The 25,142-nt window shown below is 71.8% G+C and carries 14 protein-coding genes; 7 read left to right on the top strand and 7 right to left on the bottom strand.

The window, feature by feature from the left end:
- Positions 1–61 precede the first annotated feature (61 nt).
- From AB0G52_RS24560 to AB0G52_RS24550, 3 genes are all read right to left on the bottom strand, one after another.
- The gene (locus AB0G52_RS24560) at positions 62–850 is read right to left on the bottom strand and encodes a hypothetical protein (RefSeq protein WP_361338630.1); all 789 of its coding nucleotides are present in this window, start codon (positions 848–850) and stop codon (positions 62–64) included.
- A gap of 151 nt (positions 851–1,001) precedes the next feature.
- Complete coding sequence (locus AB0G52_RS24555) at positions 1,002–1,907, bottom strand: polysaccharide deacetylase family protein (protein ID WP_361338627.1); 906 nt, start codon at positions 1,905–1,907, stop codon at positions 1,002–1,004.
- A 361-nt stretch (positions 1,908–2,268) separates the two neighbouring features.
- Positions 2,269–3,558 carry a helix-turn-helix domain-containing protein gene (locus AB0G52_RS24550; RefSeq protein WP_361338624.1) on the bottom strand — a complete coding sequence of 430 codons (1,290 nt, stop codon included), beginning with the start codon at positions 3,556–3,558 and terminating at the stop codon, positions 2,269–2,271.
- 212 nt (positions 3,559–3,770) lie between these two features.
- Here AB0G52_RS24550 and AB0G52_RS24545 point away from each other — a divergent pair, with 212 nt between their 5' ends.
- From AB0G52_RS24545 to AB0G52_RS24535, 3 genes are all read left to right on the top strand, one after another.
- Positions 3,771–5,687, top strand: a complete 1,917-nt coding sequence (locus AB0G52_RS24545; protein WP_361338621.1) for a glycoside hydrolase family 15 protein — start codon at positions 3,771–3,773, stop codon at positions 5,685–5,687.
- Positions 5,665–7,050, top strand: coding sequence for an MFS transporter (locus tag AB0G52_RS24540; RefSeq protein ID WP_361338618.1), 1,386 nt, complete (start codon positions 5,665–5,667; stop codon positions 7,048–7,050). Before AB0G52_RS24545 ends, AB0G52_RS24540 begins: the two co-directional genes overlap by 23 nt.
- A gap of 101 nt (positions 7,051–7,151) precedes the next feature.
- On the top strand, positions 7,152–7,745 hold the full coding sequence (locus AB0G52_RS24535) for a hypothetical protein (RefSeq protein WP_361338615.1): 594 nt from the start codon (positions 7,152–7,154) through the stop codon (positions 7,743–7,745).
- Between the two features lie 106 nt (positions 7,746–7,851).
- Here the strand turns inward: AB0G52_RS24535 and AB0G52_RS24530 are convergent, their stop codons facing one another.
- Positions 7,852–8,772, bottom strand: coding sequence for a LysR family transcriptional regulator (locus tag AB0G52_RS24530; RefSeq protein WP_132886634.1), 921 nt, complete (start codon positions 8,770–8,772; stop codon positions 7,852–7,854).
- A gap of 128 nt (positions 8,773–8,900) precedes the next feature.
- On the opposite strand from AB0G52_RS24530, the gene AB0G52_RS24525 reads away from it, so the two are divergent.
- Both AB0G52_RS24525 and AB0G52_RS24520 read left to right on the top strand, forming a co-directional pair.
- Positions 8,901–9,857, top strand: a complete 957-nt coding sequence (locus tag AB0G52_RS24525) for a DMT family transporter (protein WP_361338612.1) — start codon at positions 8,901–8,903, stop codon at positions 9,855–9,857.
- Between the two features lie 410 nt (positions 9,858–10,267).
- Positions 10,268–11,284 (top strand): zinc-dependent alcohol dehydrogenase family protein, encoded by a 1,017-nt coding sequence (locus AB0G52_RS24520; protein ID WP_361338609.1) that lies wholly within the window; start codon positions 10,268–10,270, stop codon positions 11,282–11,284.
- 192 nt (positions 11,285–11,476) lie between these two features.
- On the opposite strand, the gene AB0G52_RS24515 is transcribed toward AB0G52_RS24520, so the two are convergent.
- The 3 genes from AB0G52_RS24515 to AB0G52_RS24505 form a co-directional block, all read right to left on the bottom strand.
- Positions 11,477–12,436 (bottom strand): LysM peptidoglycan-binding domain-containing protein, encoded by a 960-nt coding sequence (locus AB0G52_RS24515; protein WP_361338606.1) that lies wholly within the window; start codon positions 12,434–12,436, stop codon positions 11,477–11,479.
- Positions 12,433–17,415, bottom strand: a complete 4,983-nt coding sequence (locus AB0G52_RS24510; protein WP_361338603.1) for a LamG-like jellyroll fold domain-containing protein — start codon at positions 17,413–17,415, stop codon at positions 12,433–12,435. The genes AB0G52_RS24515 and AB0G52_RS24510 overlap by 4 nt, the downstream gene beginning before the upstream one ends.
- A gap of 558 nt (positions 17,416–17,973) precedes the next feature.
- Positions 17,974–18,246, bottom strand: a complete 273-nt coding sequence (locus tag AB0G52_RS24505) for a hypothetical protein (RefSeq protein ID WP_132886637.1) — start codon at positions 18,244–18,246, stop codon at positions 17,974–17,976.
- Between the two features lies 1 nt (position 18,247).
- On the opposite strand from AB0G52_RS24505, the gene AB0G52_RS24500 reads away from it, so the two are divergent.
- Positions 18,248–24,394: an RHS repeat-associated core domain-containing protein gene (locus AB0G52_RS24500; protein ID WP_361338600.1), complete on the top strand. Its 6,147-nt coding sequence runs from the start codon at positions 18,248–18,250 to the stop codon at positions 24,392–24,394.
- Positions 24,394–25,140: a hypothetical protein gene (locus AB0G52_RS24495; RefSeq protein WP_132886639.1), complete on the top strand. Its 747-nt coding sequence runs from the start codon at positions 24,394–24,396 to the stop codon at positions 25,138–25,140. The genes AB0G52_RS24500 and AB0G52_RS24495 overlap by 1 nt, the downstream gene beginning before the upstream one ends.
- The last annotated feature ends 2 nt before the right edge of the window (positions 25,141–25,142 follow it).

Genomic DNA, 25,142 nt, shown 5'->3' with positions numbered 1-25,142 from the left:
GGACCGGGACGGCTCCCGGTCCGCGCGGCGGCGTTCCCGCATCCGGGCCGGACCCGGACCGTCACCTGACGTCGACGCAGTCCCCGGTGGCCGTCGCCGGGCCGGTGGTCGCGGTGCCGGCGAAGCGGAAGCGGAAGCAGCCGTCGGTCCGGGCCGTGGTGGTGGTCCGCAGCGCTCCGCCGCTGCCGGTGGTGACGGTCTTCAGCGTGGTGTAGGTGCTGCTGCCCTTCTTGCGGAACTGCAGCTCGACCCGCTGCCCCCGGTAGCCGGTGTAGCCGCCGCTCTCCCAGTTCGCGCGGGTGAGCCCGCCGGTGACCGTGAGGGTCCTGCCCTTGCGGACCGGCTCGGGCGAGGCGTTCACGGTGGCTCTGGCCGGCCGCTTGAGGTGGGCCGTGCCGGCGGCGTCGGTCTCCGTCCAGTCGTCCGTGCCGTCCTGCGCCCCGGCGAGCACCTGCCAGGTGCCGGCGAGGGCGTTGCGGTGGAGGTCCTTCGCCGCGTCCACGGTGAAGCTCACCGCACAGGTGGCCGTGGCCGGGTCGGTGGCCGACACCGTGCAGGTGCCGTTGGACGGGTAGCGCGGCAGGATGCCGTCGGCGTCGTCGGTGTTCGGGCCGTGCCACAGGTAGGCCCAGGAGGCGGCGACGCCGTCGGGGTCCGTCGCCGTCCAGGTGACGGTGACAGTCTTCTTGGTGGTCGGGCCCAGGACGAGGTCCTTGCCGCCGTTGACGACGACGTGCGAGAACGTCGTGTCGGCGGCCCCGGCCCGGTCCGCGGCGTGGGCGGCCGCGGGAACGGACACGGACAGGGCGGTGGCAAGGGACACGGCGGTGACGGCCGGACGGATGCGCATGGAGTCCCCCCTCGGGGTCGAGCGGCCTCACCGTCCGGGGACAGCGGGACCTGATGATGCGTCACGCTGCCTAGACATGCGGGGGACGGGCACGGTTGCCCACGGATTCGCCCCGTGTTCACCGCGCCGCCGGGTCTGGTGGCCGGGGTCCTCAGTGCAGGGCGTCCGAGAGCCGTACGAAGGTGTGGCCGGCGGCCAGCAGGCGGGGTACGGCCGCGGCGATGCCCTCGGCGGTGCCGCCCTCGGGGTGGTTCATGTGGCAGATGACCACCGACCCCGCGGGCGCGGACCCGACGGTCGTACGGACCTGCTCGGGGGTGAAGGTGGCGCCCGCGTCGCCGTTGACCGAAAAACTGGCGAACCGCTCGCCCATCCGGGTGACGATCCTGGCCGCGACGTCGTCGCAGTACGCGGTGCCGGAGCGGAAGAACCGCGGCGGTTCGCCCAGCAGGCGGGTGAGCTTGTCCCGGTTGCCGGCCACCTCGTCGTAGACCTCGGCGGCGCTGCGGGTGCCGGGGATGCCGTAGGCGGAACGGCCGGTGACGGAGAGCGGGAGGTGGCGGGTGCCGTGGTTGCCGATCTCGAAGAGGGGTTCGGCGGCCAGCTTCCGGAAGAGGGCGGGATTGGCGTCGATCCAGCGGGAGTTGAGGAACAGGGTGGCCGGGACCTCCCGCTTGCGCAGGAAGTCGATCAGGTCCCGGTCGTAGCCGCTGCCGCCGGGGCCGCCGCAGGCGTCGAAGGTCAGCGCGATCCCCCGGTGCCCGGCGGGCAGCCGGTGCACCACGCCGGGCGCGTCGAAGCCCCAGCTGCGCGGCACGGCGCGGCCGTACGCGGCGACGATCTCGGCGCGGGTGACGGCGGGCGGCCGGGCCGTCCGGTGCGGCGCGGCCGAGGGACCGGTGGCGGTGGCCCCGGGCGAGGGCGGTCCGGAGGCCGCCGTACCCGCCTTCCGTGCAGCGCTCGCCTCGGCCGCCGCGCTGTCCTTGGCCGGTGCGCCGCAGCCGGCCAGGACTCCCCCGGCCAGAGCCGCGAGCACCATGCGCCGACTCGTTCCCATCCGCTCTCCCACCTGCCCCGATGTGCCACACACAGGTGCCACACAGACGTGGCACGCACATGCTAGGCGGCGCATCCCCGCGACCCGTCAGGACACCGGACAAGCCTTGCCCAACAAACCTTTGTGGAGCATTTGCAGCCCCCGGCTGAACCGCCTCCCGAGCCGCGTGTGTCCCATGTGCATCCCAGCGCTGATCCGTCCTCGCAGGTCACCGGCGCCTCATCGTCCCGGCGTCCCGACCGGCCCCGGGAGCCGCGGTCTTCGCGACGGCCACTGCCAGCCTGGTGCGCGCCGGGGGTTCCCGGCCGACCCGGCGCTCCGGGGTCCTCGGATACCACAGGGGAGTATCCGGGGCCCCGGTTCAGCGCTTCGGGGCCGCCGTGGGCGTGGGTTCGGGCGTGGATTCGGTCGTGGATTCGGGCGTGGCCTTCAGTGCCGCCTGGCAGGAGGGCCAGTCGTGGAAGTCGTGCCGTACGCTCCACAGCCGGTGCGCCGCCCGGATGTTCCAGTCCGGGTCGAACGCCCGCAGCGGTGTGCCGCCGAGGTCCCGCAGACGGGCGTCGGAGATCTGGAAGACGCCCCAGTTGCGGGAGCCGTTGGTGTTCGGCAGCACGTACAGCGGGTCGAGGAACGACGCGCAGCGGGCGATGGCCACGGCGGTACCGGGATCCTCGGCGAACACCTCGCGGATCCGCCGCGCCACCCTGTCCGGCGACCAGGTCGTCATCGAGACCCGCTGGTCGTAGAGGGCCTTCTTGGTGGCGTCGTCGACCACGCTGGTGGCCGGCAGACCCGCCAGCACCTGGAACGCGGTCAGCCGGCGCAGGGTCTCGGGGCCGAAGTCCCCGTCGACGGCGAGCTTGCCCTCGGCCCGCGCCAGCAGGGTCTGGACCTCCCGTACGCACTCGTCGTGCTGGCCCATGCTGACCGTCTTGCACGCCGGGGAGTACAGCAGTTTGTCGCCGGTCACGCGGGCGGCACCGTCGGAGTCCAGGCCGGGCAGCCACACGAGGCCGGCCACCAGCGCCACCGCCGCCACGGCGGCGAGGATCGCGGAACGCGAGGACGGCTTCTCCGGCATCCGGAGCCGGCGCGACCCACCCGCCCTGCCACGGGCGCCCCCGGCCGGGGTGTCCCTCTTCTTGGTGTCCCCCGCCGTGGCGCGCCCCGCCGGGGTGACGTCCTCCACGGGGGCCTGTTCCTCCGCGGGCGCCTGTTCCTCCGCGGGGGCCTCTTCCGCCACCGGAGCCGACCGCCCCCGTGGCGCGGGGTCCGCCGGCGAGCCGTCCTCCGAGACGGTGCCGGGCAGGGCGGCGGTGACGGGACGCGGTTCCGGTCCCGGTTCCGATGCCGGGTCCGGGTTCTGGGCGGGTCCGCCCGTGAGGGGCGTGGTCGCCGCGTCCCGGTCGGCGTCCGCCAGTGCCCACAGGCGGTGGAGTTCGCGGAGTTCCGCCGCGCTGGCGCCGCACACCTTGGCGAAGGCGTGGACCACCCGGTAGTCGGTCGGAACACTGAGGCCGGAGCAGTACCGGTGCAGACTGGAACCGCTGGCCCCGGCCTCCTTGCCGAGACGGTCGTACCCCCGGCCGCTGCGCTCCTTCAGCATCCGAAGGCGGGCGGCGAACTTCTCGCCATGCGGAGAGGCAACCACGCAACCATCCTTGCTCAGGCCTCCGTTGACGCGTAGAAGCTACACGGCAGGAAAGGAACGTGTGTGCCATTCCGCCAAGCGCCGGCGCTGCTCGCGCTTTCACCCGCCGTGGGTGAGGCGGCCGGTGTGGCGGCGGTGGACTCTTGGCGTCGGCGGGGCGCCCGTGTCCTGCCCGAGCTGCCGCAGCGCGCCGGACCGAGCAGGGAGACACTGTGAATCGGTACCCGCCCATCGCCGAGCACGGCCTGGTCGGCGATCTCCAGACCGCCGCCCTGGTGTCGTCCGACGGAACCGTCGACTGGTGGTGCACGCCCCGCTTCGACTCGCCCAGCGTCTTCGCCTCCCTCCTGGACACCGAACGCGGCGGCCACTGCCGGCTGGCCGCGGAGTTCCCGGACGGCGACGGCATGACCGCCCGGCAGCTGTACCTCTCGGACACGGCCATCCTGATCACCCGTTTCATGGCCCCCGGCGGGGTCGGTGAGGTCGCCGACTTCATGGTGCCGGACGAGTCCGCGACCCCGACCGGCGTCCACCAGCTGGTGCGGGTCGCACGCGTCGTACGGGGCACCCTCCCGTTCGCCCTCAGCTGCCAGCCGCGTTTCGACTACGGCCGCGCCACGCACACGCTCGCGGGGACCGACGGGCACGCGGTGGTCTTCCACGGCCCGGGGACCGACCTGCACCTCCAGTCGACCACCGGCGTGGTCTTCCACCCGGACGGCAACGACGTCAGCGCCCGCTTCACCCTCTCCGCAGGCCAGGCGGCCGCCGTCGTCCTCACCAGCGCGCCCGCCGGGGCGGCCGCACCGCCGCGCCCGTCCCTGGAAGGGATCGCCGGCGCGCTGGACGCCTGCCGCGGCTTCTGGCTGTCGTGGCTGCGCTCCTGCACCTACCGGGGCCGCTGGCAGGAGATCGTGAACCGCTCGGCGATCACCCTGAAACTGCTCACGTACGCCCCCACCGGGGCGCCCGTCGCCGCCGCCACCATGGGGCTGCCCGAGCAGGTCGGCGGTGAGCGGAACTGGGACTACCGCTACACCTGGATACGCGACGCGGCCCTGTCGGTCCGGGCCCTGATCGACCTCGGCTTCCACGAGGAGGCACACGCCTTCCGCCGCTGGCTGCGCGACCGCATCGAGGCCAAGGACGCCCCCTCGGCGGATCCGCTGCAGATCATGTACCGGGTCGACGGAGACCCCCACCTGACCGAGGAGACCCTCGACCACCTGGAGGGCTACCGGGGGTCCCGTCCGGTGCGGGCGGGCAACGCGGCGGCCGACCAGCTCCAGCTCGACATCTACGGCGAGGTGTCGGACGCCCTGGTCGTGGGCGGCGACATCGGCGCGCTGCGTGGCTGGAGCGCGCTGAGCGGGGTGCTGGACTGGCTCGCCGACCACTGGGACCAGCCCGACGAGGGCATCTGGGAGACCCGCGGCGGCCGCCAGGACTTCACGTACAGCAGGCTGATGACCTGGGTGGCGTTCGACCGCGGGGTCCGCGCGGCCACCGGCTTCTCCCGTCCCGCCGACCTCGCCCGCTGGACCGGTGCCCGGGACGCGGTCTTCCGCCAGATCGTCGAGCGCGGCTGGCACGACAAGCGGCAGGCCTTCGTGCAGCAGTACGACAGCGACGTGCTGGACGCCTCCCTGCTGCTCATGCCGAGGGTGGGCTTCCTCTCGCCGCGCGACCCGGACTGGCTGAGCACCCTGGACGCCATGGACGAGGAACTGGTCAGCGACAGCCTCGTCTACCGCTACGACCCGCAGGCGTCCCCGGACGGCCTGCGCGGCTCGGAGGGCACGTTCAACCTGTGCAGCTTCTTCTACGTCGAGGCGCTCGCCCGCAGCGGCCGGGTGGAGCAGGCCCGCCACGCCTTCGACAAGATGCTCACCTACGCGAACCACGTCGGCCTGTTCGCCGAGGAGATCGGGCCCTCGGGCGAGCAGCTGGGCAACTTCCCGCAGGCGTTCACCCACCTCTCCCTGATCACCGCGGCCATGGCGCTCGACGAGGAACTGCAGAAGGCAGGCACCGCGAGGCGGCACCGCGACCGCCGGCGTCCGACGGTGGTCTACGGCCTCACAGCGCCCGAGGAGGACCCCGGTGGGCACGTCCAGCGTGGCTGAGACCGCCGGCACGGGCCAGCCGGCGGGCCCGGGGCGCGTACTGGCCGCGCTCGCCCTGGCCCAGTTCATCTGCAGCTTCGCCGGCTCCAACATGAACGTGATGATCAACGACATCAGCAGGGACCTGGGCACCACCGTCCAGGGCGTCCAGGTGGCGATCACGGTCTTCCTGCTGGTGATGGCGGCCCTGATGATCCCGGGCGGCAAGCTCACCGACCGGTACGGCCGCAAACGCTGCTTCCTGGCCGGTCTGCTCGTCTACGCGGCCGGTGCCCTGCTGAGTGCGGCCGCCCCCGGGCTCGGCGTCCTGATCCTCGGCAACTCGATCCTCGAAGGCGTCGGCACCGCGCTGCTCATCCCGCCCGTCTACATCCTCACCACCCTCCTGTACCCCGACGTCACCTCCCGGGCCCGGGCGTTCGGGGTGGTCATGGCGCTGGGCGGGATCGGCGCGGCCGCCGGACCGCTGATCGGCGGGCTCATCACCACCTTCGTCAGCTGGCGCGCCGCGTTCGTCTTCCAGGCGCTGGTGATCGGGGTGATCGTGCTGCTCGGCCGCCGTATCGAGGATCCGCTGCCGCCGGATCCCGGCCGTTCCTTCGACACCAAGGGGGCGGTCCTCTCCGCCGTCGGCCTGGTCCTGGTGGTCATGGGCATCCTGGCCGCGGACAACAACGTCTGGCTCATGGTCGCCCTGCTGGTGTCCGGCGCGCTGGTGCTGTGGTGGTTCTTCCGTTCCGCCCGCGCCGCGGAAGCGTCGGGCCGCGAGCCCCTGCTGTCCCCGCGGCTGTTCGAGAACCGCACCTCGAACCTCGGACTGGTCACCCAGAACCTCCAGTGGCTGCTGCTCATGGGCACGTCGTTCACGGTGGCGGCCTATCTGCAGGTGGTCCGCGGTTACGACGCCATCCAGACCGGTGTCGTCTTCACGGCGGCCACCCTCGGCCTGCTGGCCACGTCCCTGTCGGCCGAACGCCTGGCCCGCCGCCACGCCCAGCGCACGCTCGTGATGGCGGGCTTCGCCGTGTCCGTCGCCGGGGTGGTCGTCCTGATCGCCCTGGCCGGCACCTTCGCCACCGCCTGGGCATTCGTCCCCGGCCTGCTCCTCATCGGGCTCGGCCTGGGCGTCATGCTGACCCCGTCGGTCAACGTCGTGCAGTCGAGTTACCCCGAGGAGCAGCAGGGCGAGATCTCGGGGCTGTCCCGGAGCGTGTCGAACCTCGGCTCGTCGTTCGGCACGGCCATCGCCGGCACCATCCTGGTCGCCGGCCTCGACAAGGGCGCCTACGCCGCCGCGATGTCCGCCCTGGCGGTCGCGGGCCTGGGCGGCCTCGCCGCGGCAGCCCGCCTGCCCCGACAATGAGGTCCCGACCGTGCACAGGAACGTCCGGAGTCCGTGTTGTCCGACACTGCTGAACTCGTCTGCTTCACCTGTCCACGGACGACCGGGCCCTGACGGCGGCGTTGTGGCAGTTCCTGGCGGACCACGTCCACCACCGGGTGCACCTGCTCGGTGAATCGCCCGCCGCATGGGACGAGGTCGGTCCCGAGTTCGTCGAGATCGGCGGCGGCGACCTCTGGTACCCCACGCTGGAGGAGTACGCGGCGGGCTGGCCCGCGCTGCCGCTGATGAGCGCTCCGCGCCCGCTCGCCGAGGCCGTGCACCGTGCGGTCGAGGAGGTTTCCCCCCGCCTGTCCCCGCACCTCTGGAGCCCGGACGACTCGGAGGCGACCGCGATCCGGCACCTGCGCAAGGTGCTCACCCTTCCCGCGCCGCCCGGCGAGGCGACCGGACCCGAGCGGGTGGCCGCCCGGCTGGCGAAGGTACGGCAGGACCGCGACGAGATCCGCGGTACGGCGGACGCCCTCGGCACCGGCGTGCTCGCGGAACTCCTGCGCACGGTGGCCGACCTCCTCGCACCACTGGACGACCTGCCCGCCGAAAACCTGCGGCCGGAGGCGGCGGGAATCGTCCCCGCCGCGCTCTACGACGCCGAACGGGCGACCGGTTTCCTGAACCACCACCTGAACGGCGTGGCGACGGCGGACCGCAGCTGACCGGACGGCGCGTCGAGGGAACCACACTCCGCAAGATGCCGACAGAGAAGAACCCCTCCGACGCCACTCCGGTAGACCGCCGCCCCGAGTGCGGGCGGCAGGTTGGTCATGGCGTCCGAGGCTCAGCGCCCGGGGCGGCGGTGGCGGCCGCGTCTCGCAGCGCGTCCAACAGGCCCTGCAGGGCAGGTTGTTCGAGGGCGGTCTCGCGGACGGCGGCCGAGATACCCCGGACCGGCTCAGGGTTGCGGACCGGGCGTACGACGACACCGGGGTGCTGGTTGCGCAGCCCGAGCCGCGGCATCAGGCCGACGCCGAGGCCGGCCGCGACGAAGCCCTGCGCGGTGGCGTAGTCCTCGCTCTGGACGACGAAATCAGGGCTGAAGCCGGCCGCCGCGCAGGAGTCGATGACGGGTTCGAGGCAGGGACCGGGGGGCTCGCTGCCCACCCACTGCTCACCAGACAACTCGTGCAGGTCGATCGTCTCCCTGTCGGCGAGCGGATGTCCGAGGGGCAGCACGGCCGCGTACGGGTCGTCGAGGAGGTGGACGAGCCGGAAGCCGCTGCCCGTGCGGTCCTGCGCCCGGACCACCACCGCCAGGTCGGCCCGCCCACCCGCCACCTCCTCGAACGGGTCCTGCGGATCGGTGAGTTCGAGGTCGACGCGGACACCGGAGTGCTCGGCGCGGAGTCTGGCCAGGGCCGGCGCCACCAGCGTCGAGCCGGCCGTGGCGAAGTAGCGGACCGACAGCCGGCCGGTGCGCCCGGCGCGGAGGTCGGCGAGCGCCGTCTCCGCCTGGGCGACCGCCGCGCTGATCAGCGCCGCGTGCTCGGTGAGCAGCAGCCCGGCCGCCGTGGGGCGCACCCCGCGTCCGACCCGCTCCAGCAGCGCCGTACCGGCCTGTTTCTCCAGCGCCGCCACCTGCTGGCTGACAGCGGACGGGGTGTAGCCGAGGTGGGCCGCGGCCGCGGTGACCGTGCCACTGGTGACCACCGCGCGCAGGACCTGCAGCCGCCTCACATCAAGCATGTAGCGCAGCTTAACAGTACGGGTAGAAGCGTTTGCTTGTTCTCACAGTTCGGTTGCGGCACCGTCGTAGGAGTCGCGGGAAGGCCGAGACGACCACCGGACGAGACGACGGGGACGGGGAAACACCAATGATCGACAACAACGGCACGCGGGCCCTGCTGGGCGGTGTGCGGGTGGCCGTGCTGGCCCTGCTGTGGGGCTCGACCTTCCTCTGGATCGAACTGGCGCTGCGCGGGCTCTCCCCGCTCCAGGTCACGTTCGCGCGGTGCGCCCTCGGTGCGGTCGTCCTCGTCGTCGCCTGCCGGGCGACGGGGCACCGGCTGCCGAGGGGCGTCACCGTCTGGCGGCACATCGTCGTCGCGGCCTTCTTCTGCAATGCCCTGCCGTTCGCGTTGTTCAGCGTGGGCCAGCAGACCGTCGACTCGGGGCTGGCGGGTGTCCTGAACGCCACGACCCCGCTCTGGTCGACCGTCCTCGGTCTCGCCCTGGGCTCGGAGCGCGGCCTGCGGTCCGTACGGCTGGCGGGGCTGCTGCTCGGCTTCGCCGGCACGATCGTCATCTTCGCTCCCTGGCGGACGACCGGCGCCACCGGCTGGGGCGCCCTCGCGATCCTGGGCGCCGCCGCCAGCTACGCCGTCGCGTTCACGTACATGGGCCGCACCCTGGTCCGCAGGGGCACCGCCACGATCTCGCTCTCCGCCGCCCAGCTCGTCGCCGCGAGCGGGCTGACCGCCCTCGCGGTGCCGATCGGCGGCCTGGACGCGATCACCCCGGGTCCGACGGTCCTCGTCGCGGCCGTGGTCCTCGGTGTGTTCTGCACCGCCGCCACCTTCCACCTCACCTACCGGATCATCAACGACGAGGGCGCGACCAACGCCGCCGTGGTCGGCTACCTGCTGCCGGTGGTGTCCGTGCTGCTGGGGGCCGTCGTACTGGGCGAGGACCTGAGCGTCAGGGTGGTGCTGGGGATGGCGGTGGTCCTGGTGGGCGTGGGGATGACCCGGAGGAAGGGGGCGCCCGCCCCGGAGGACCGCCCGTCCTGGGCCCCGCGCCCCCTTGCGGAGAAGTCCTGCGACCTCACGTGAGCCGGGACGGCGGAGCGCTACGCGCGCGCTGGATGTCCGCCGCACCCGGACGGCCGGGCGAAAGCGCGGAGCCCCGCGGCCGTTGCCTCGCTCCAGCTCGGCCACCTCACTCCTGCGCAGACCGGGCACGCGGCGCCGGCTGCCGACGGGCAGGGCCGCCTGCTCGGGGCTGATCTCCGCGCGCCGCGAGGTCCGGAATTCGCGGACCGCTGCCTGGCTGCCCGCGCCGCCAGGGGTGTACTGGCAGTACACCCCTCGTCGATGCCTCGATACGGGTGCGAAATCCGGGTTACTTGGATGACGTGGTGCTCTCCGCCCGGCCTGCACGGCGGGCGCGCACCCGGCTCTGCACCCGGCGGCGGTCCCGGACATCCGGTGCCGCCCGCCCCGGCACGAAAAGGAACCCCACCATGCGCGGCACTGTGATCCACGCCCCCGGTGACATCCGCTTCGAGACACTGGACGACCCGAAGATCCTCCACCCCACCGACGCCGTCATCCGGACGGCCGTGACCTGTGTGTGCGGCTCGGACCTGTGGCCCTACCGCGGTGCCGAGCCGATCGGCGACCCGCACCCGATGGGCCACGAGTACGTCGGCTTCGTGGAGGAGGTCGGCTCCGAGGTCACCTCGGTGAAGCCGGGCCAGTTCGTCGTCGGCTCCTTCGCGACCTCGGACAACACCTGCGCGAACTGCCGCAACGGCTTCCAGTCGAACTGCCTGCACCGCGAGTTCATGTCGACCTGCCAGGCCGACTACGTGCGCATCCCCCAAGCCCAGGGCACCCTGGTCGCCACCGACGAGGTGCCGGACGAGGAGCTGTGGCCCGGTCTGCTGGCCGTGTCCGACGTGATGGGCACGGGCTGGTGGGCCGCCGACGCCGCCGAGGTGAAGCCCGGCTCGACGGCCGTGGTCGTCGGTGACGGCGCGGTCGGCCTGTGCGGAGTGATCGCCGCGAAGGAGATGGGCGCGGAGCGGATCGTCGTCATGTCCCGGCACGAACCCCGGCAGCGGCTCGCCCGCGCGTTCGGCGCCACCGACATCGTCACCGAGCGCGGCGACGAGGGGGTCGCCCGGATCAAGGAACTGACCGGTGGGATCGGCGCGGACAGCGTGCTGGAGTGCGTCGGCACCGCCGAGGCCATGCGGCAGGCCCTGCACTCCGCGCGGCCAGGCGGCAACGTCGGCTTCGTCGGCCTCCCCCACGAGGTCGCCATCGACGGGCAGGAGCTGTTCTTCTCCCACGTCGGCCTGCGCGGCGGCCCCGCCCCCGTACGCCGCTACCTCCCCGACCTGATCGACCGCGTCGTCACCCGCCGGATCGACCCGGGCCGGGTCTTCGACCTCACCCTGCCCCTGGACCAGGTCGCCGAGGGTTACCGGGCGATGGACGAGCGCCGCGCCGTCAAGACCCTCCTCAAGCCCTGACCCGCCTCCGGCCGCCCGAGGGGACACCCGCGCAGAGGAAGCCCGCGTCCGCCGCGGTGGGCGCCTGCGCGACGACGCACCACGACGCCCGGACGCCGAGCGCGTCCCCCCGACGCGCAGAGGCTCCGTCCCCCTGTATCGGGACGGAGCCTCTGCGCACGCGGGAGAGCCGACTGACGTCGAACCCGTCGGTCAGTGAATGGCGATCACCGGGTGCTGGGACGGGTCGATCCAGCGGATGATCTCGGTCATCACCGGGGCCGGCAGGGCGACGCATCCTGCCGTGGGGCCGGCTTGGGGGCCGAGGTCGTGGAGGAAGATGCCGGCGCCGCGTCCGGGGACCGCGGGAGCGGTGTTGAAGTTGATGACCAGGGCGTTGTCGTACTGGGTGGGGTAGTCGACGAGGTGTTCGCTGCCGTGGACGCCGGCTTCGGTGAGCGGGAAGCCGCCCTGCTCCGAGGTGCGCATCTGGTTGTAGTAGGGCGAGGAGGGGTCCTCCACCCACCAGTCGTCCTGTGCCACCTGGTGGTAGGGCATCTTCGTGCCCGGGTTCGCCCCGACACCGAACCCCTGGGTGATCGTGTAGGTGCCGGTGGGCGTGGTGTCCGTGCCCTGCTTGCGGGTGGCGCCGTCGGTCACCCCGTTCGCTCCGACCCGGGCCCCGGTCGTGGAGTAGACCTGATGCCAGGTGGTCCCGCTCTTCTGCCAGGCGATGACGGTGGCGTAGGAGCCGTGGGCCTGGACGGTGACGACCTGGGTGGCCTTGCCGACCGTGACCGGCACGGGGAAGGGGGACGTCGTCGTTCCCCCCGCGGCGGTGGGCAGGAGCAGCCGCTCGCCGGGGTGGATGACGTAGGGACTGGCCAGGTGGTTGGCGCGGGCGATCGCCTGCCAGCCGCCGGGCACGTGGTGGGTCTGGGCGATGCCGGAGAGCGTGTCGCCCGCTTTCACGGTGTAGGTCGTCATGGTGGTGGCGGTGACCGCCGTCGTCGTGGCGGCCTGCGCCGGGGCGGCGGCGAGGACGCCGCCCGCCGCGGTGACGGCGAGGGCCGAGGAGGCCATCGCGGTGCGCAGCCGTGCGGGCCGCGGTCTGGCGTGCCGGCCTGAGCCGGTGAGGAAGGACATCGGTTTCCTGGTTTCCCTCGTCGTCACGGGATCTGCTGGTAGAGGGCGGTGACCTGGTTGGCCGTCAGCGCGTAGTTCCACGCCTGGACGCCACTGATGGAACCGGGGAAGAAGTCGCTGTTCGCCCCGTTGTACTTCGCGCGTCCGACGGAGAACGCACCTGTGGCGCTCCACGACGTCACGTTCGTCGCGGTCCCGGCGAGTGCGCCGTTGACGTACAGCTGGGCCGTCCTGGTGGCGGCGTTGTAGACGCCGACCAGGTGGGTCCAGGTGTTCGCGGTGGCCCCGGAGGCGTAGGCGACGGTGAACGAGGGGCTGGTCGTGTCGGCGCTGGTGAAGGTGAGGGCCCAGCCGGGGCTGGCCTTGTGGGCGTAGTTGTACTGGAGGTAGAAGGGGCTGGCCTGGTTGCCGTCCTGTGCCGCGACGGTCGCGTTGCCGGTGGGCAGCGAGGAGGGCTTGACCCAGGCGGAGACCGAGTAGCCGGCGGTGGTGTCGAGCACCTGGCCGGCGCTCGCGGCGTAGCCGCTGCTGCCGTCCAGCGTGAGGACCGTGCCCCGGGTCCCGTCGCTTCCCCAGCTGCTGCCTCCGGCGAGGGTCAGCGGGCTGTTGCCGGTGTTGGGGTTGGTGATCGCGTTGGGGGTGAGCACCTGGCTGGCGCCGTCGGTGGCCGCGGTGTCGGTGGCCACCGGCATGCCGCTGCCGTCGGCGAGGTCCCATTCGTCGAGCGGTGAGAGCAGGGCCGAGGCCAGGGAACCGAAGGCCGCGTTCGAGAGGTTGGCGTGGTCTCCGCCGTCGGCCGACGGCGCGAGCTTCTCCTCGCCGTTGGTGGTGTCGGGCACGGCGACGGCCGCGTCGAAGTCGGCGAAGTACACGGCCGGGGTGCCCCAGGGGGAGCCCAGGTTCATGCCGCCGAGGAAGGCGTTCACGTCGCTGCGGTAGTCGTCGACGGTGCTGGTGCAGGGGTCGTTCGGGGTGGCGTTGTCACCGGTGAAGCCGTCGCACGGGGTGAGCGAGGTGAGCACGACGTTCACGCCCCAGGCCTGGAGCTGCTGGACCAGGGCGGTGTAGCCGTTCGACTCCAGATCGGTGTCGGTCGTCGGCCCGTTCAGCAGGTCCTCGAGCCCCTCGGTCACCACAACGGTGTTGATCCCGGGCTGGTCGAGGATGTCGCGGTCGAGCCGGGAGAGCGCCGAGGGACCCCCGATCGGGTTGCCGTTGTAGGTCTCGGGGTTGTCGTCCATCAGCTGGTTGGACTCGATGCCCTCCGCCAGCACGCCGTACGGGCTCTGGGTGCTGGGCTCCGCGGCCGCGAGCGCGTCGGAGACCCGGTAGCCGTTGGAGTTGGGCAGCGTGGTGCCGGGCTGGAAGGGGTCGGTGAGGTTGTCGCCGAGCACCGCCTCGGTCGGCACGTTCGCGGAGGCCACGTCCAGGTCGGTCACCAGGTCGGTGAAGTTGCCGTTCTTGCTGCCGGTGGCCTGGTAGGGCGTGCCGGTGGTGTCGGTGGTCTGGTCACCGGCGCCGGTCGCCGTGACGTACTCGTAGGAGCCGTTGGCGTAGGAGTGCTGCACCAGGTACGGCACCGTGTTGGAGAGCTGGTACGAGACGAGCAGGAACTGGCCCGCGGTCACCGTGAAGGGCAGCGGGTCGCTGTAGACCATCCCGCCCTCGGGGACGGTCACCGCCTGCTTGCCGTCGAAGGTCAGCCCCTTGGGCGCCCCTGCGGGTACGGCCGAGGGGGAAGTGGCGTTCGAGGACAGCGCGATGGTCGCGTGACCGATCGACAGCTTGCTGGTGCCCAGGGCGTTGTCGAGCTTGACGCGTACCGTGCCGCCCGACAGGGACGGCTTGAGCGCGACGCGGACGCTCTGGTTGCTGAAGCTGCCGCCCGAGAAGTCGTAGTCGCCCTCGTTCGGGTTGGCCCAGGCGCCGGTCCAGGACTGGCCGCTGGGCAGGGTGGCGGTGGTGGGGGCGGTGGTGCCGTTGGTCTCCACGGTCCGGTGGGAGGTGTCGCGGGTGGCGATGCCGTAGATGTGCAGCCCCTGGGTGGAGTTGCCGACCTGCTGCGTCACATCCGGCAGGGTCACGGACGCGACGGTCCTGGTCGGGTCGATCGGGACCGAGAAGGCGTAGATCTTCGGGCCGGCCCCGGGCGCCTCGCTGACCTGGCCGGTGGCGTTGTTCCAGTGCGGCAGGGCGAAGGCCGCGCTCGCGCTCGGGCCGCTGATCCAGTCGGGGACCGTGAGGTCGTAACCGGTCGAGGTGCCGTCGGTGTAGGTGATCGTCCCGGTCGCCGGGCAGACGCCGAGCGGGGCCGTCCCGTCGAAGCAGTACGAGCCGGAGACCGCCGTTCCCGCGGGGACGTACGGGGCGGTGGAGTCGCCGGCGATGGCACCGGGGTCGTCGAGGCCCGCGTTGGTGGAGTTGGCGAGGAAGACCAGGGCGTTGCCGGAGCCGCCGTAGGTGATGGTCTGGTTCGCCGCGAGGACGTTGTCCTTCTGTCCCGAGCCGAAGGCGGGCAGGGTGAAGGTCGCGCCGTCGACGGTGACGGGGGCGCCGCTGCTCCAGCCCGCGCCCGCGAGGTCGGTGGCGGACATGCTGTGGCCGCTGCCGTCGGCGTTGCCCTCGGTCGTGGTGGCGTCGGGGCTGATCGCGGTGTTGTTCAGGCAGGCGGTGAAGCTCGCGCAGGTGCTCGCGGCGTGGCCCGCGGCGAGGAAGGGGTAGGCGAACGCCCCGGAGAGGTCGCCGGCCTTGTCGACCGCGTAGACGTACAGGGTGTGCGGTCCCGGCGAGGGCGGGGTGACGGTGATCGTGGCCGCGGAGGTGGTGGTCGTGGTCACCTCGTCGGCCGGCGGGTTGCTGGTCGCCGGGGAGACGTCGAGGCGGGCGACGAACTTCACGGCCGCCGTGCCGGCGCTCGCCACGTCGAACTTGCCCGGCGTGCCGGCGGCCGCGCCGACCACCGAGTCGTTCTGGTCGGTGTTCGGGTACAGGTTGTTCTCCGAGACCACCGTGGGGGTGTCGGGGGCGGTGGGTTCGGCGGTGAAGCGGCAGGTGGGTGACTGGGTGTAGGCGGTGGAGTCCATGCCGTCGGTCACCTTGACCTGCCAGTCGACGACCTGCCCGCTGGTCAGCGAGGAGATGAAGCTGGCCGGGAGCGTGTACTTGGCGAGGGTGCCGCTGGCGAGGTTGTCCGCGCTGAGCCCGGTCTTCTTGGTGGTGGAGCCGCTGACCCAGTACTGGAAGGTCGCCTGGAGCTTGTCCCCGTTGGGGTCACTCACCTTCGCCTGGAGCACCGGCGGTGTCGCGGCGATGGTCTTGCCCATGTAGGGGCCGGCGCCCGAGGTGGCGCAGGCCGCGTCGTCCGCGCCCGAGACCGCCGCCATGGTGTTGGCGGTGGGGACGTTCGGGACGTTGTTGAAGAAGATCTGGAGCGTCGGGTTGTCGGAGAACCGCTTGAAGCCCGAGTCGTCGCGGGAGGACTCCATGGAGTCCTCGCTGAGGGTCGCGGTGAAGGTGGACCAGTGCCCCTTGGCCGCGCTGACCATCGGGGTGCGCACGTCGAAGCCGTTGGTCACCGAGCCGTTGGACGGGCAGTAGTCGTGGTTGTAGGCCGGGCCGAAGCTCTTCGACGTGGCGTACTTGTCGTAGTGCGGCCGGTTGCTCCAGTCCGTTCCGGAGCCGATGCCGTTGGACCAGTGCAGGTTGACGGTCGCGGTGGTGGCGCAGGAGGCGGAGTAGACGTCGGTGGCGTCGACCTCGGCGCTGTCGATGTCGGCGCCCCAGATCGTCTTCGACAGCTTCCACTGGTAGATGGCGTGCTCGTCGCCGGTGTAGCAGTAGCCCTCGGGCCAGCCGTTGTAGCCGACGCCCAGGTAGCCGTTGTCGGCCATGCCGCCGGTCTGGTTGTAGAAGGAGTTGCCGGGGCAGCCCTGCTTGACCTCGTCGAACGCGGGCTTCTGGTAGTCGACGGGGTGCCAGTTGACCGACGGGTCCACGTAGACCGGCCAGACCGTCGACGCGGAGCGCAGCATGCGGGCGTCGGGCGTCAGGGTCAGCGCGGAGTGCGAGACCGAGGCCCGTACCGGCGCCACCCGGGCGGCGAGGCCGGCGTGGGCGATGTCCGAGGCGTCCGCGGCGACCTTGGCCCGGGACGGGTGGGCCGTGGCGGGCAGCGCCTTGTTGGAGTCCCACTGCAGGGGGGTGGGTGCGTCGGCCACCACCCGGCCCCGGGCGTCGGAGACCTGGAGTCCCCCGTCGGGACCGGGCCGCAGGCGTCCGCCGTGCACGGCGGTGCGCAGGTGCAGCGAGGCGAGCGCGGGGTTCTTCGCCGCCTTGGCCGAGTGGATGACCAGGACGTCGCTGAGACCGCCCGCGCTCGTCGGTGACATCACGAGGTCCACCGAGGGCAGCACCGAACGGTAGGTCGCCGTGGCCCCGGAGACCACGGGTGCGGGCAGCGTCCCCGGCCAGGTGAGCGTGAGCGTGACTCCCCCGGAGCGGGTGACGGCCAGCGGACCGCTTCCGCCGGGGGAGAACGAGACCCGGCCGTACGCGGTGGCCGCGGGAGCCCAGGCGCCGTCGGACCGCCGGTGGAGCGTCAGGTCCACCCGGGTCCAGCCGCCGCCGTGCCTGACGCGCACCGGCTGCGGATTGGCGGCCAGTGCGAACCTGCCCGAGGGCTCCGCGACCACCTGCTCGGTCGGGCTGGTCAGCGCGTCGACGGCGACGGGACGCCGGGACGCACGCGCCTTGGCGGCGGCCGCGCCCATCGCCGACTGGTCGGCGGCGGTGAGCCCGAAGCCGCTGGGCAGCGGGGTCAGGTGCCGGCCGGCGGCCCCGTCACGCCTCAGGTGCTCCGGGCTTCCCGACGCCTGCGGCGCTGCGCCGCGGGCCGTCGCGGCGTACCCGGGCGCGAGCCCGGCCGCCGAGACCCCCAGCACCACCAGTGCGGCGAGAACGCCGCGCGACCAACCCCGGGCTCTTCGCCCGCCCCCATGTGTGTGCATCAGGTGTGTGTCTCCTGTGTCCGGGCCGGAATGCCGGCCGGACCCGAACCTAAGCCGCCGCTCAACCCCCTGCCAACGGGCAAAAGCGCAGGCCACGCAGGCTTTGTGACGTCATGTCATCAACCAGGGTGATGTGTACATTTCATGAGTTCAGTAAGGAGAACCTATGAAAACCCTGTACTGGAAGAGGCGTTGATAGCCTCCGTTCGCTTACGTGATCTTCAAAACTCCGCTGTTTTCCACGACGGCTTTCACTGCGGCTTTCACGACGCCTTCCATGGCGTCTCCACGACGTCTGGACGACGTCTTCCATGTCTTTCCGAGGGGGCGGACCACTGTGATACCCGGGATACACCGGCAAACCTCCAGACGCCGAAGTGCCACCGGCCGGAGACTGCTGCGCGGAGCCGTCGCTTCCGCGATCACCGCCGCCATCGCGGCCACCACCCTGGGCGCGGCCCCCGCCTCCCACCGGGACGCTCCGGCTCTGGCACACACCAAGCCGGTCCCGGTCCACCCCGTCACCTCGCACTACCACCGCCCCGAGCGGCTGCGCACCTACCGGGCGCCCGCACCGAAGTGGCCGGTCGGCACGGCGGAGGTCGCGGTGCCCGCCGCGAGCGCGCCGAAGCCACAGCCGCAGTCGAGGTCGACGTCGAGGTCGAGCGGGAAAGCCCGGACCGCCGCCGGCGCCGCAGCGGCCACGACATCGGCGTCCGCGTCGGCATCGGCGTCGGCATCGGCATCCGTATCGGGGAAGGCGACGCGGGCCGGTGCCCTGCCCGTCTGGCTCAGCTCGGACTCCCGGCACGGCGGGCTGGCCAAGGTCACCGTGCGCGCCCTTCCCCAGCGGGCGGCCCGAGCCGCGGGCGTCGACGGCCCGCTGCTCAGCCTGACCCCGGCCCAGGCCTGGACCGGCCGCCTCCACGTGGCCCTCGACTACCGCGGCTTTGCCCAGGCCTTCGGAGGCGACTGGGCCTCACGTCTGCACTTCGTCGAACTGCCGGCCTGCGCGCTGACCAGCCCGCAGCGGGCGGCCTGCCGTACCCGCACCCCCGTCGCGTCCGCCGTCGACACCCGCTCCGGCCGCGTCACGGCGGACGTCACAAGCGCCACGCCCCACGCCGGACCGCACGCCTCGGCCCTCACCTCCGCGGCCATGACGCCGTTCGTCCTCGCCGCCACCGCCGGCACGGGCGGCGGAGGCGGCGACTTCACCGCCACCTCCCTCAAGCCGTCGGGGTCCTGGCAGGCGGGCGGCAGCGGCGACGGCTTCCAGTGGTCGTACCCGATGGCGGCGCCGAGTGTTCCCGGCGGGCTCTCCCCCAAGGTCAGCCTGGGGTACGACTCCCAGAGCGTGGACGGCCTCACCTCGTCGACCAACAACCAGGCATCCGTCGTCGGCGACGGGTTCAGCCTCCCGGTCAGCTACGTCGAACGCTCCTACCAGTCCTGCCACCAGAACCCCGCCGGCACCACCAGGACCTGGGACGACTGCTGGTCGGGCGACAACCAGCTGACACTGTCGCTGAACGGCTCGACCACCAGGATCATCAAGGACGACAGCACCGGGACCTACCGCGCCCAGGGCGACAACGACGAGAAGATCCAGTACCTGACCGGTGCGTCCAACGGCGCCCAGAACGGCGAGTACTTCCGGGTCACCACCACCGACGGCACCCAGTACACCTTCGGCCTCAACCACCTGCCCGGATACGCCACCGGTGACACGGCCACGAACTCGGTGCTGACCGAGCCCGTGTACGCCACCGCCTCGGGGCAGCCGTGCTACAACGCCACGTTCGCCAACTCCTGGTGCCAGCAGGGCTACCGGTGGATGCTGGACTACGTCAAGGACACGCACGGCGACGTGATGTCCTACTTCTACACCGACGACACCAACTACTACGCCCGCGACCTGGGCAGCACCGCCAACACCCCCTACACGCGCGACGCCCGGCTGACGTCGGTCCGGTACGGCCAGCGCGACGGCTCCGTCTACTCCACCAGCCCCGCAGGCCAGGTCACCCTCACCTACAACGGGCGCTGCAAGACCGCCGCCACGGGCTGTGCGGTGTCCGGCCTCTCCTCCTCGACCGCGTCGAACTGGCCGGACGTCCCGTACGACCTGAACTGCGCCAACGGCGCCTCGTGCAGCTCGCAGTCGCCGTCGTTCTGGTCGGAGTACGAGCTGACCGGCATCCAGACGCAGGCCCTGGTCGGGACGGCCGAGACCAACGTGGACTCCTGGGCCCTCACCTACTCCTTCCCGGCCACCGGTGACGCCACGACCCCCTCGCTGTGGCTGTCGTCGATCGTGCACACCGGCCAGGACACCAGCGGGGGCGGATCGTCCGGGTCGCTCAGCACGGCACCGGTCACCTTCTCCGGCACGCCGCTGTCCAACCGCGTCGACCTGACGGACGGCTATCCGCCGATCACCCGCTACCGCCTGAACACCATCACCACCGAGACCGGCGAGATCATCAGCGTCGGCTACTCGTCGCCCGCGTGTGCCGGTTCCACACCCAGCGACGACAGCAAGAACACGTCTTTGTGCTTCCCCTCGTACTGGACGCCCAGCGGGCTGACCGCGCCGATCAAGGACTGGTTCAACAAGTACATCGTCACCACGGTCACCCAGCAGGACCAGACCGGCGGCGGGGTGAACGACAACACGGTCACCACGTACACGCCCGTCGGCAGCCCGGCCTGGCACCACGACGACAACCCGCTGACCCCGTCGAACCAGCGGACGTGGAACGAGTGGCGCGGCTACCCGGGGATGAAGGTCTCCACGGGCACCGCTCCGGACCCGCAGACGGAGACGGACTACACCTACTTCCGCGGCATGGACGGCGACACCCTGCCGGGTGGTACGACGCGTTCGGTGGACGTCACCGACTCCCGCGGCGACTCCGTCCCGGACTCCGACCAGTACGCGGGCATGACCTACGAGGCGGTCCTCTACGCCGGGTGGAAGTCGGGGAAGGTCGTCAACGACACGATCACCGACCCCTGGTCCAGCGCGGCCACCGCCACGCACGCGCTCGGCGGCGGGCTGCCCGACCAGAAGGCGTACCTCACGGGCACCGCGCGCACCCGCGTCTACACCCCGCTGGCCTCGGGCAGCACCCGGGAGACGGAGACCGACAGCACCCATGACTCCCACGGCCGGGTGACCAAGGCCGACGACAAGGGCGACGTCTCCACCACCTCGGACGACATCTGCACCACGACGACCTACGCCGACAACACCTCGGCGTGGATCCTCGACACCCCGGACGAGACCGACACCGTCTCCACCGACTGCGCCAACACGCCGTCCCTGCCCGGTGACGCCGTCTCGGACAAGCGGATGTACTACGACGGTTCCACCACCTTCGGCTCGGCGCCGTCCGTCGGCGACCCGACCACGACCCAGCAGGTGACCTCCTACACCGGCTCGACCCCGACCTGGTCGACCATGTCCGCGCTCACCGTCGACGAGTACGGCCGCACGCTGACCAGCACCGACCCCGACCAGCGCACCGTCCACATCGCCTACACCCCGACGACGGGCGCGGCGCCCACCTCGGTCACCACCACCGACCCGCTCACCCACAGCGTCACCGAGACCCTCGACGCGCTGCGCGGCCTGGAACTGAGCCGGACCGACGCGGCCGGCTACGTCACCAAGGCGCAGTACGACGCCCTGGGCCGCACCACCGCGGTCTTCAAGCCAGGCGTCAGCTCGGCGAGTATCAAGTACACCTACGACGTCGAGCAGAACGCCCCCAGCGTGGTCAGCACGCAGACGCTCAACGACGACGGCAGCTACGCCGTCAGCGAGTCGCTCTACGACTCCTTCCTGCGGCTGCGCGAGACCCAGACCGGCACCGTCGACGGCGGCCGGACCATCACCGACACCGTCTACAACACCGACGGCTGGGTCGCCAAGACCACCAACCCCTACTACTCCACGGGCGCTCCGAACGGCACGCTGGTCCAGGCGCAGGACGGCAAGATCCCGTCCGAGACCGGCTTCACCTACGACGGCGCGGGCCGCAAGACCGTGGCCACCGCGTACGCGCTGGGCACCGAGACCTGGCACACCACCACGGTCTTCGGCGGGAACTTCACCACCACCGTCCCGCCGGCCGGCGGTGTGGCCGAGTCGCAGCTCACCGACGCGCGCGGCAACACCACCGACCTGTACCAGTACCACTCGGGCGTCCCCGCCGACCCGGTCGACGACCCGAGCAGCGACTACTCCGACACCCACTACACGTACAACCCCGACGGCTCGAAGTCCGGCGAGACGGACCCGGCAGGCAACACCTGGTCCTGGCACTACAACCTGCTCGGCGACCAGACCTCCGCGAGCGACCCCGACGCCGGTACCTCCTACGCCACCTACGACAACGCGGGCCAGGTCCTCACCACCACGGACTCCCGCTCCAAGACCACGAGCTACACCTACGACCCGGCCGGACGGAAGACGGCCGCGTACGACACCACCGGCGGGGCGACCGCCTCCGCGAGCAACCAGATCGCGTCGTGGACGTACGACACCCTCAAGAAGGGCCTGCCCACCTCCTCCACCTCCTACCGGATGGGCACCTCGAGCCCCTCGGTGACCGACACGACGCTCGGCTACACCTCGCTCGGCGAGGTGGCCGCCTCCCGCATCACGCTCGGCAACCTGCCCACCGACGAGGCCGCACTGGCCCCGTCCGGCGGCTACACCACGTCGTACACGTACAAGCCCACCGGCACCCCGGCCACCCAGCAGGACGCGGCGGCCGGCGGACTCCCCGCCGAGACCATCGGGACCGGTTACGACCAGTACGGCGACCCGACCAGCCTCGCGAGCAGCGGCACCACGGCCTGGACCTACGTCAACGCCCTCGGCTACGACGAGTTCGGCCACCCGCTGCAGTACTCCATGGGCCCGTCCACCAGCTGGGTCGACCTCACCCTGAAGTACGACCCCCAGACCGGCCAGCCCACCGACGCCAAGACGACCGACTCCGGCAGCTCCACGGTCGTCGACGACACCTCGTACTCCTGGTCCGACAACCACATCTCCAAGGGCGCGGGGCTGCTCGCCTCGGTGACCGACGCGCAGAACGGCGGCGCCACCACCGACACCCAGTGCTACGCCTACGACTGGGCCGTCCGGCTGACAGCCGCCTGGACCGCGACCGACCAGTGCGCCACCGCCCCGGCGGCGGGCAGCAGCGCCATGGTCGGCGGCCCCAACCCGTACTGGGAGAGCTGGACCTACCGCGGCGACGGCGAACGGGACACCCAGACCGACCACGCCACCGACGGCAACACCGCGAACGACACGACCACCACGTACCACTACCCCGGCGCGGGCTCGGCCACGGACCAGCCGCACACCCTCACCTCCACCACCGCCACCGGCCCCGGCGCCACGGCGAACACCGCGTCCTACACCTACGACAACGCCGGCGACACGACGGCCGTGAGCGGCGGTGCCCTCGGCGACCAGACCCTGGTCTGGAACGACCAGGACAAGCTGGCCACCGACACGACATCCGCCGGCACGACGGACTACCTCTACGACGCCGACGGCAACCTGGTGCTGCGCACCGCTCCCGGCAAGGCCACCCTGTACCTCGACGACGAGGAGATCGTCGAGAACACCGGCAGCCACACCCTCAGCGGCACCCGCTACTACGCCCTCGGCGGCACCACCGTCGCCGAACGCAGCAGCAGCGGTGACATCCAGTACCTGATCCCCGACCGCCAGGGCACCGACACCCTCGCCGTCGACTACCAGTCCCAGGCCGTCAACCGCCGCCAGTACCTCCCCTTCGGCAAGGTCCGCGGCACCGCGCCCACCTCCTGGCCCGGCGACAAGGGCTACGTGGGCGGCATCGCGGACTCCGGCACCGGCCTGGAGGACCTCGGCGCCCGCGAGTACGACGCGCAGACGGGCCGGTTCGTCTCCCTCGACCCTCTCCTGGAGTCCTCCGACCCCTCGCAGATCTCCGGTTACGACTACAGCGGCAACGACCCGGTCACCGGCAGCGACCCCACCGGCGCCAGCTGGTTCAGCTCCCTCAGCAACGCCGTCTCCGGCTTCGCGCAGACCGCCGGCCAGGTCATGCAGCGCACGGACTGGGCCCAGGCGGCCCTCGGGGTCGGCGAGCTGCTCCTCGGGGCGGCCGCGGACGCGGGCGGTACGGCCCTCATGGCGACGGGCGTCGGCGCTCCCCTCGGCGCGGCCCTCGACTACGCCGGCACCGGCCTGGCCATCTCCGGCGCCGCGACCGTCATCGGTGCGGTGGCGGCCCCGAACATCGCGTACGCGGTGCAGAACGGGGACGGCGGCGGGATGCCCCACGAGTCGTCCGACGCCGGAGGGGGTTCCGGCGGACCGTCCCGCGACGAACAAGCCCAGGCCCTGGCCGACGAGCACGGGGACGGCGACGGCGGACCGCAACTGACCCTGGAGAACGCGTACAAGGCACTGGACGACGCGCCGGAGGGAACCACGCTCCGCAAGATGCCGAAAGAGCACGAGATCAAGGACCAGGCGGGCGAGAAGAATCCCGACATCGAAATCCTCGACCGCCAGGGCAACGTGGTCGGCTATCGGGAGGTCAAGAGCCAGGCCACCGGTGGTGCGAAGCGGTTCGGGAAGAACCTCTCCGACGCGGTGAACCAGTTGCGCAACCGCGGTGGCAAGATCTTGCAGATCTTCTACCAGGTGCCCAAGGAGTCGGACGTCTACCGTTGGATCGCGCGGTGGAAGGGCAACCGCACCGGCGTGTCAGATCTCAACAGGTTTACCGTTCATGTGGTCGACGACGCCGGTGAGGACCTCGGTACCTACAACCTGGGCGACGGTGGCCGGGGGGGGTCCGGCGGAGGCGGCGGAGGCGGCGGCGACGACCCCGGGGACGACGCCATGAGGCAGGGGATGCTGAACAAGGAGAGAGCGATGGAACGAGAGGGCTTTTGATGTCGGACGTCGCGAGCCTCATCTGCTGGGACTGCTCCCTGGTGCTGAACCTGGGCTGGTTCACGTACTCCGCCGTGCCCCGGAGGATCGTCACGGAGTCCGGTACCGCCGCATCCGATCCGGTCGCCACAGCTGCAGTCTGGAAATTCCTGGCCGAGCACGTCTATCACCGGGTGGAACTGGCGGGGGAGCAGTCCCCTCCCTGGGACCACATCGACGAGGACTTCACCGAGGTCGACGGGGATCTGGCGGACTCACCGACGCTCACCGAGTACGTCGACGACACATGGGAAGGACGGCACCTGCTGCTTCAGCCGAGACCGGTGTGCGCGGCGGTGCGTGCCCTGCTGGCCCCCCTGGAGGAGGCCAGGGAGTCAGGGCGGTGGACCAGCCACCCGGCCGAGGAGGCGGCGGTGGCGGAACTGCTGCCCCTCACCCGGTGGCCCCTGTCGGCAGGACGACGAGTGGACGACACGGAGGTGCTGGCCCGCGCGACAGCCGTAGGGCGGGCCCGCGCCGCGTTCGACCGAGTCGCCACGTCGGCGTGCGACCACCGAAGTGACCTCCCGGCCGCCTTGCGCGCATGGTCCGCCGCGCTCGCGCCCACGACGGACATCCCGCCGCAGGACCTTCTCAAGGACCGGGACGGCTTCATGCCCATCGCCGTCTTCGACGCGGAACGCGCGCTGGGCCTCATCGGCAAGTTCCTCGACGACATCGCGATCGACTTCTCCGAAAGCGGCTGAGG

The sequence above is a fragment of the Streptomyces sp. NPDC021562 genome (assembly GCF_040640875.1).
In the GTDB taxonomy this organism is placed as follows: domain Bacteria; phylum Actinomycetota; class Actinomycetes; order Streptomycetales; family Streptomycetaceae; genus Streptomyces.
The sequence above is the reverse complement of the archived record's forward strand: the minus strand, read 5'-3'. Positions and strand labels throughout refer to the sequence as shown.

What these genes read in the sequence shown, in the direction of transcription:
- AB0G52_RS24555 (WP_361338627.1), bottom strand. Translation starts at nt 1,907, where the DNA reads ATGGGAACGAGTCGGCGCATGGTGCTCGCGGCTCTGGCCGGGGGAGTC.
- AB0G52_RS24520 (WP_361338609.1), top strand. Translation starts at nt 10,268, where the DNA reads ATGCGCGGCACTGTGATCCACGCCCCCGGTGACATCCGCTTCGAGACA.
- AB0G52_RS24525 (WP_361338612.1), top strand. Translation starts at nt 8,901, where the DNA reads ATGATCGACAACAACGGCACGCGGGCCCTGCTGGGCGGTGTGCGGGTG.
- AB0G52_RS24495 (WP_132886639.1), top strand. Translation starts at nt 24,394, where the DNA reads ATGTCGGACGTCGCGAGCCTCATCTGCTGGGACTGCTCCCTGGTGCTG.
- AB0G52_RS24530 (WP_132886634.1), bottom strand. Translation starts at nt 8,772, where the DNA reads ATGCTTGATGTGAGGCGGCTGCAGGTCCTGCGCGCGGTGGTCACCAGT.
- AB0G52_RS24560 (WP_361338630.1), bottom strand. Translation starts at nt 850, where the DNA reads ATGCGCATCCGTCCGGCCGTCACCGCCGTGTCCCTTGCCACCGCCCTG.
- AB0G52_RS24510 (WP_361338603.1), bottom strand. Translation starts at nt 17,415, where the DNA reads ATGCACACACATGGGGGCGGGCGAAGAGCCCGGGGTTGGTCGCGCGGC.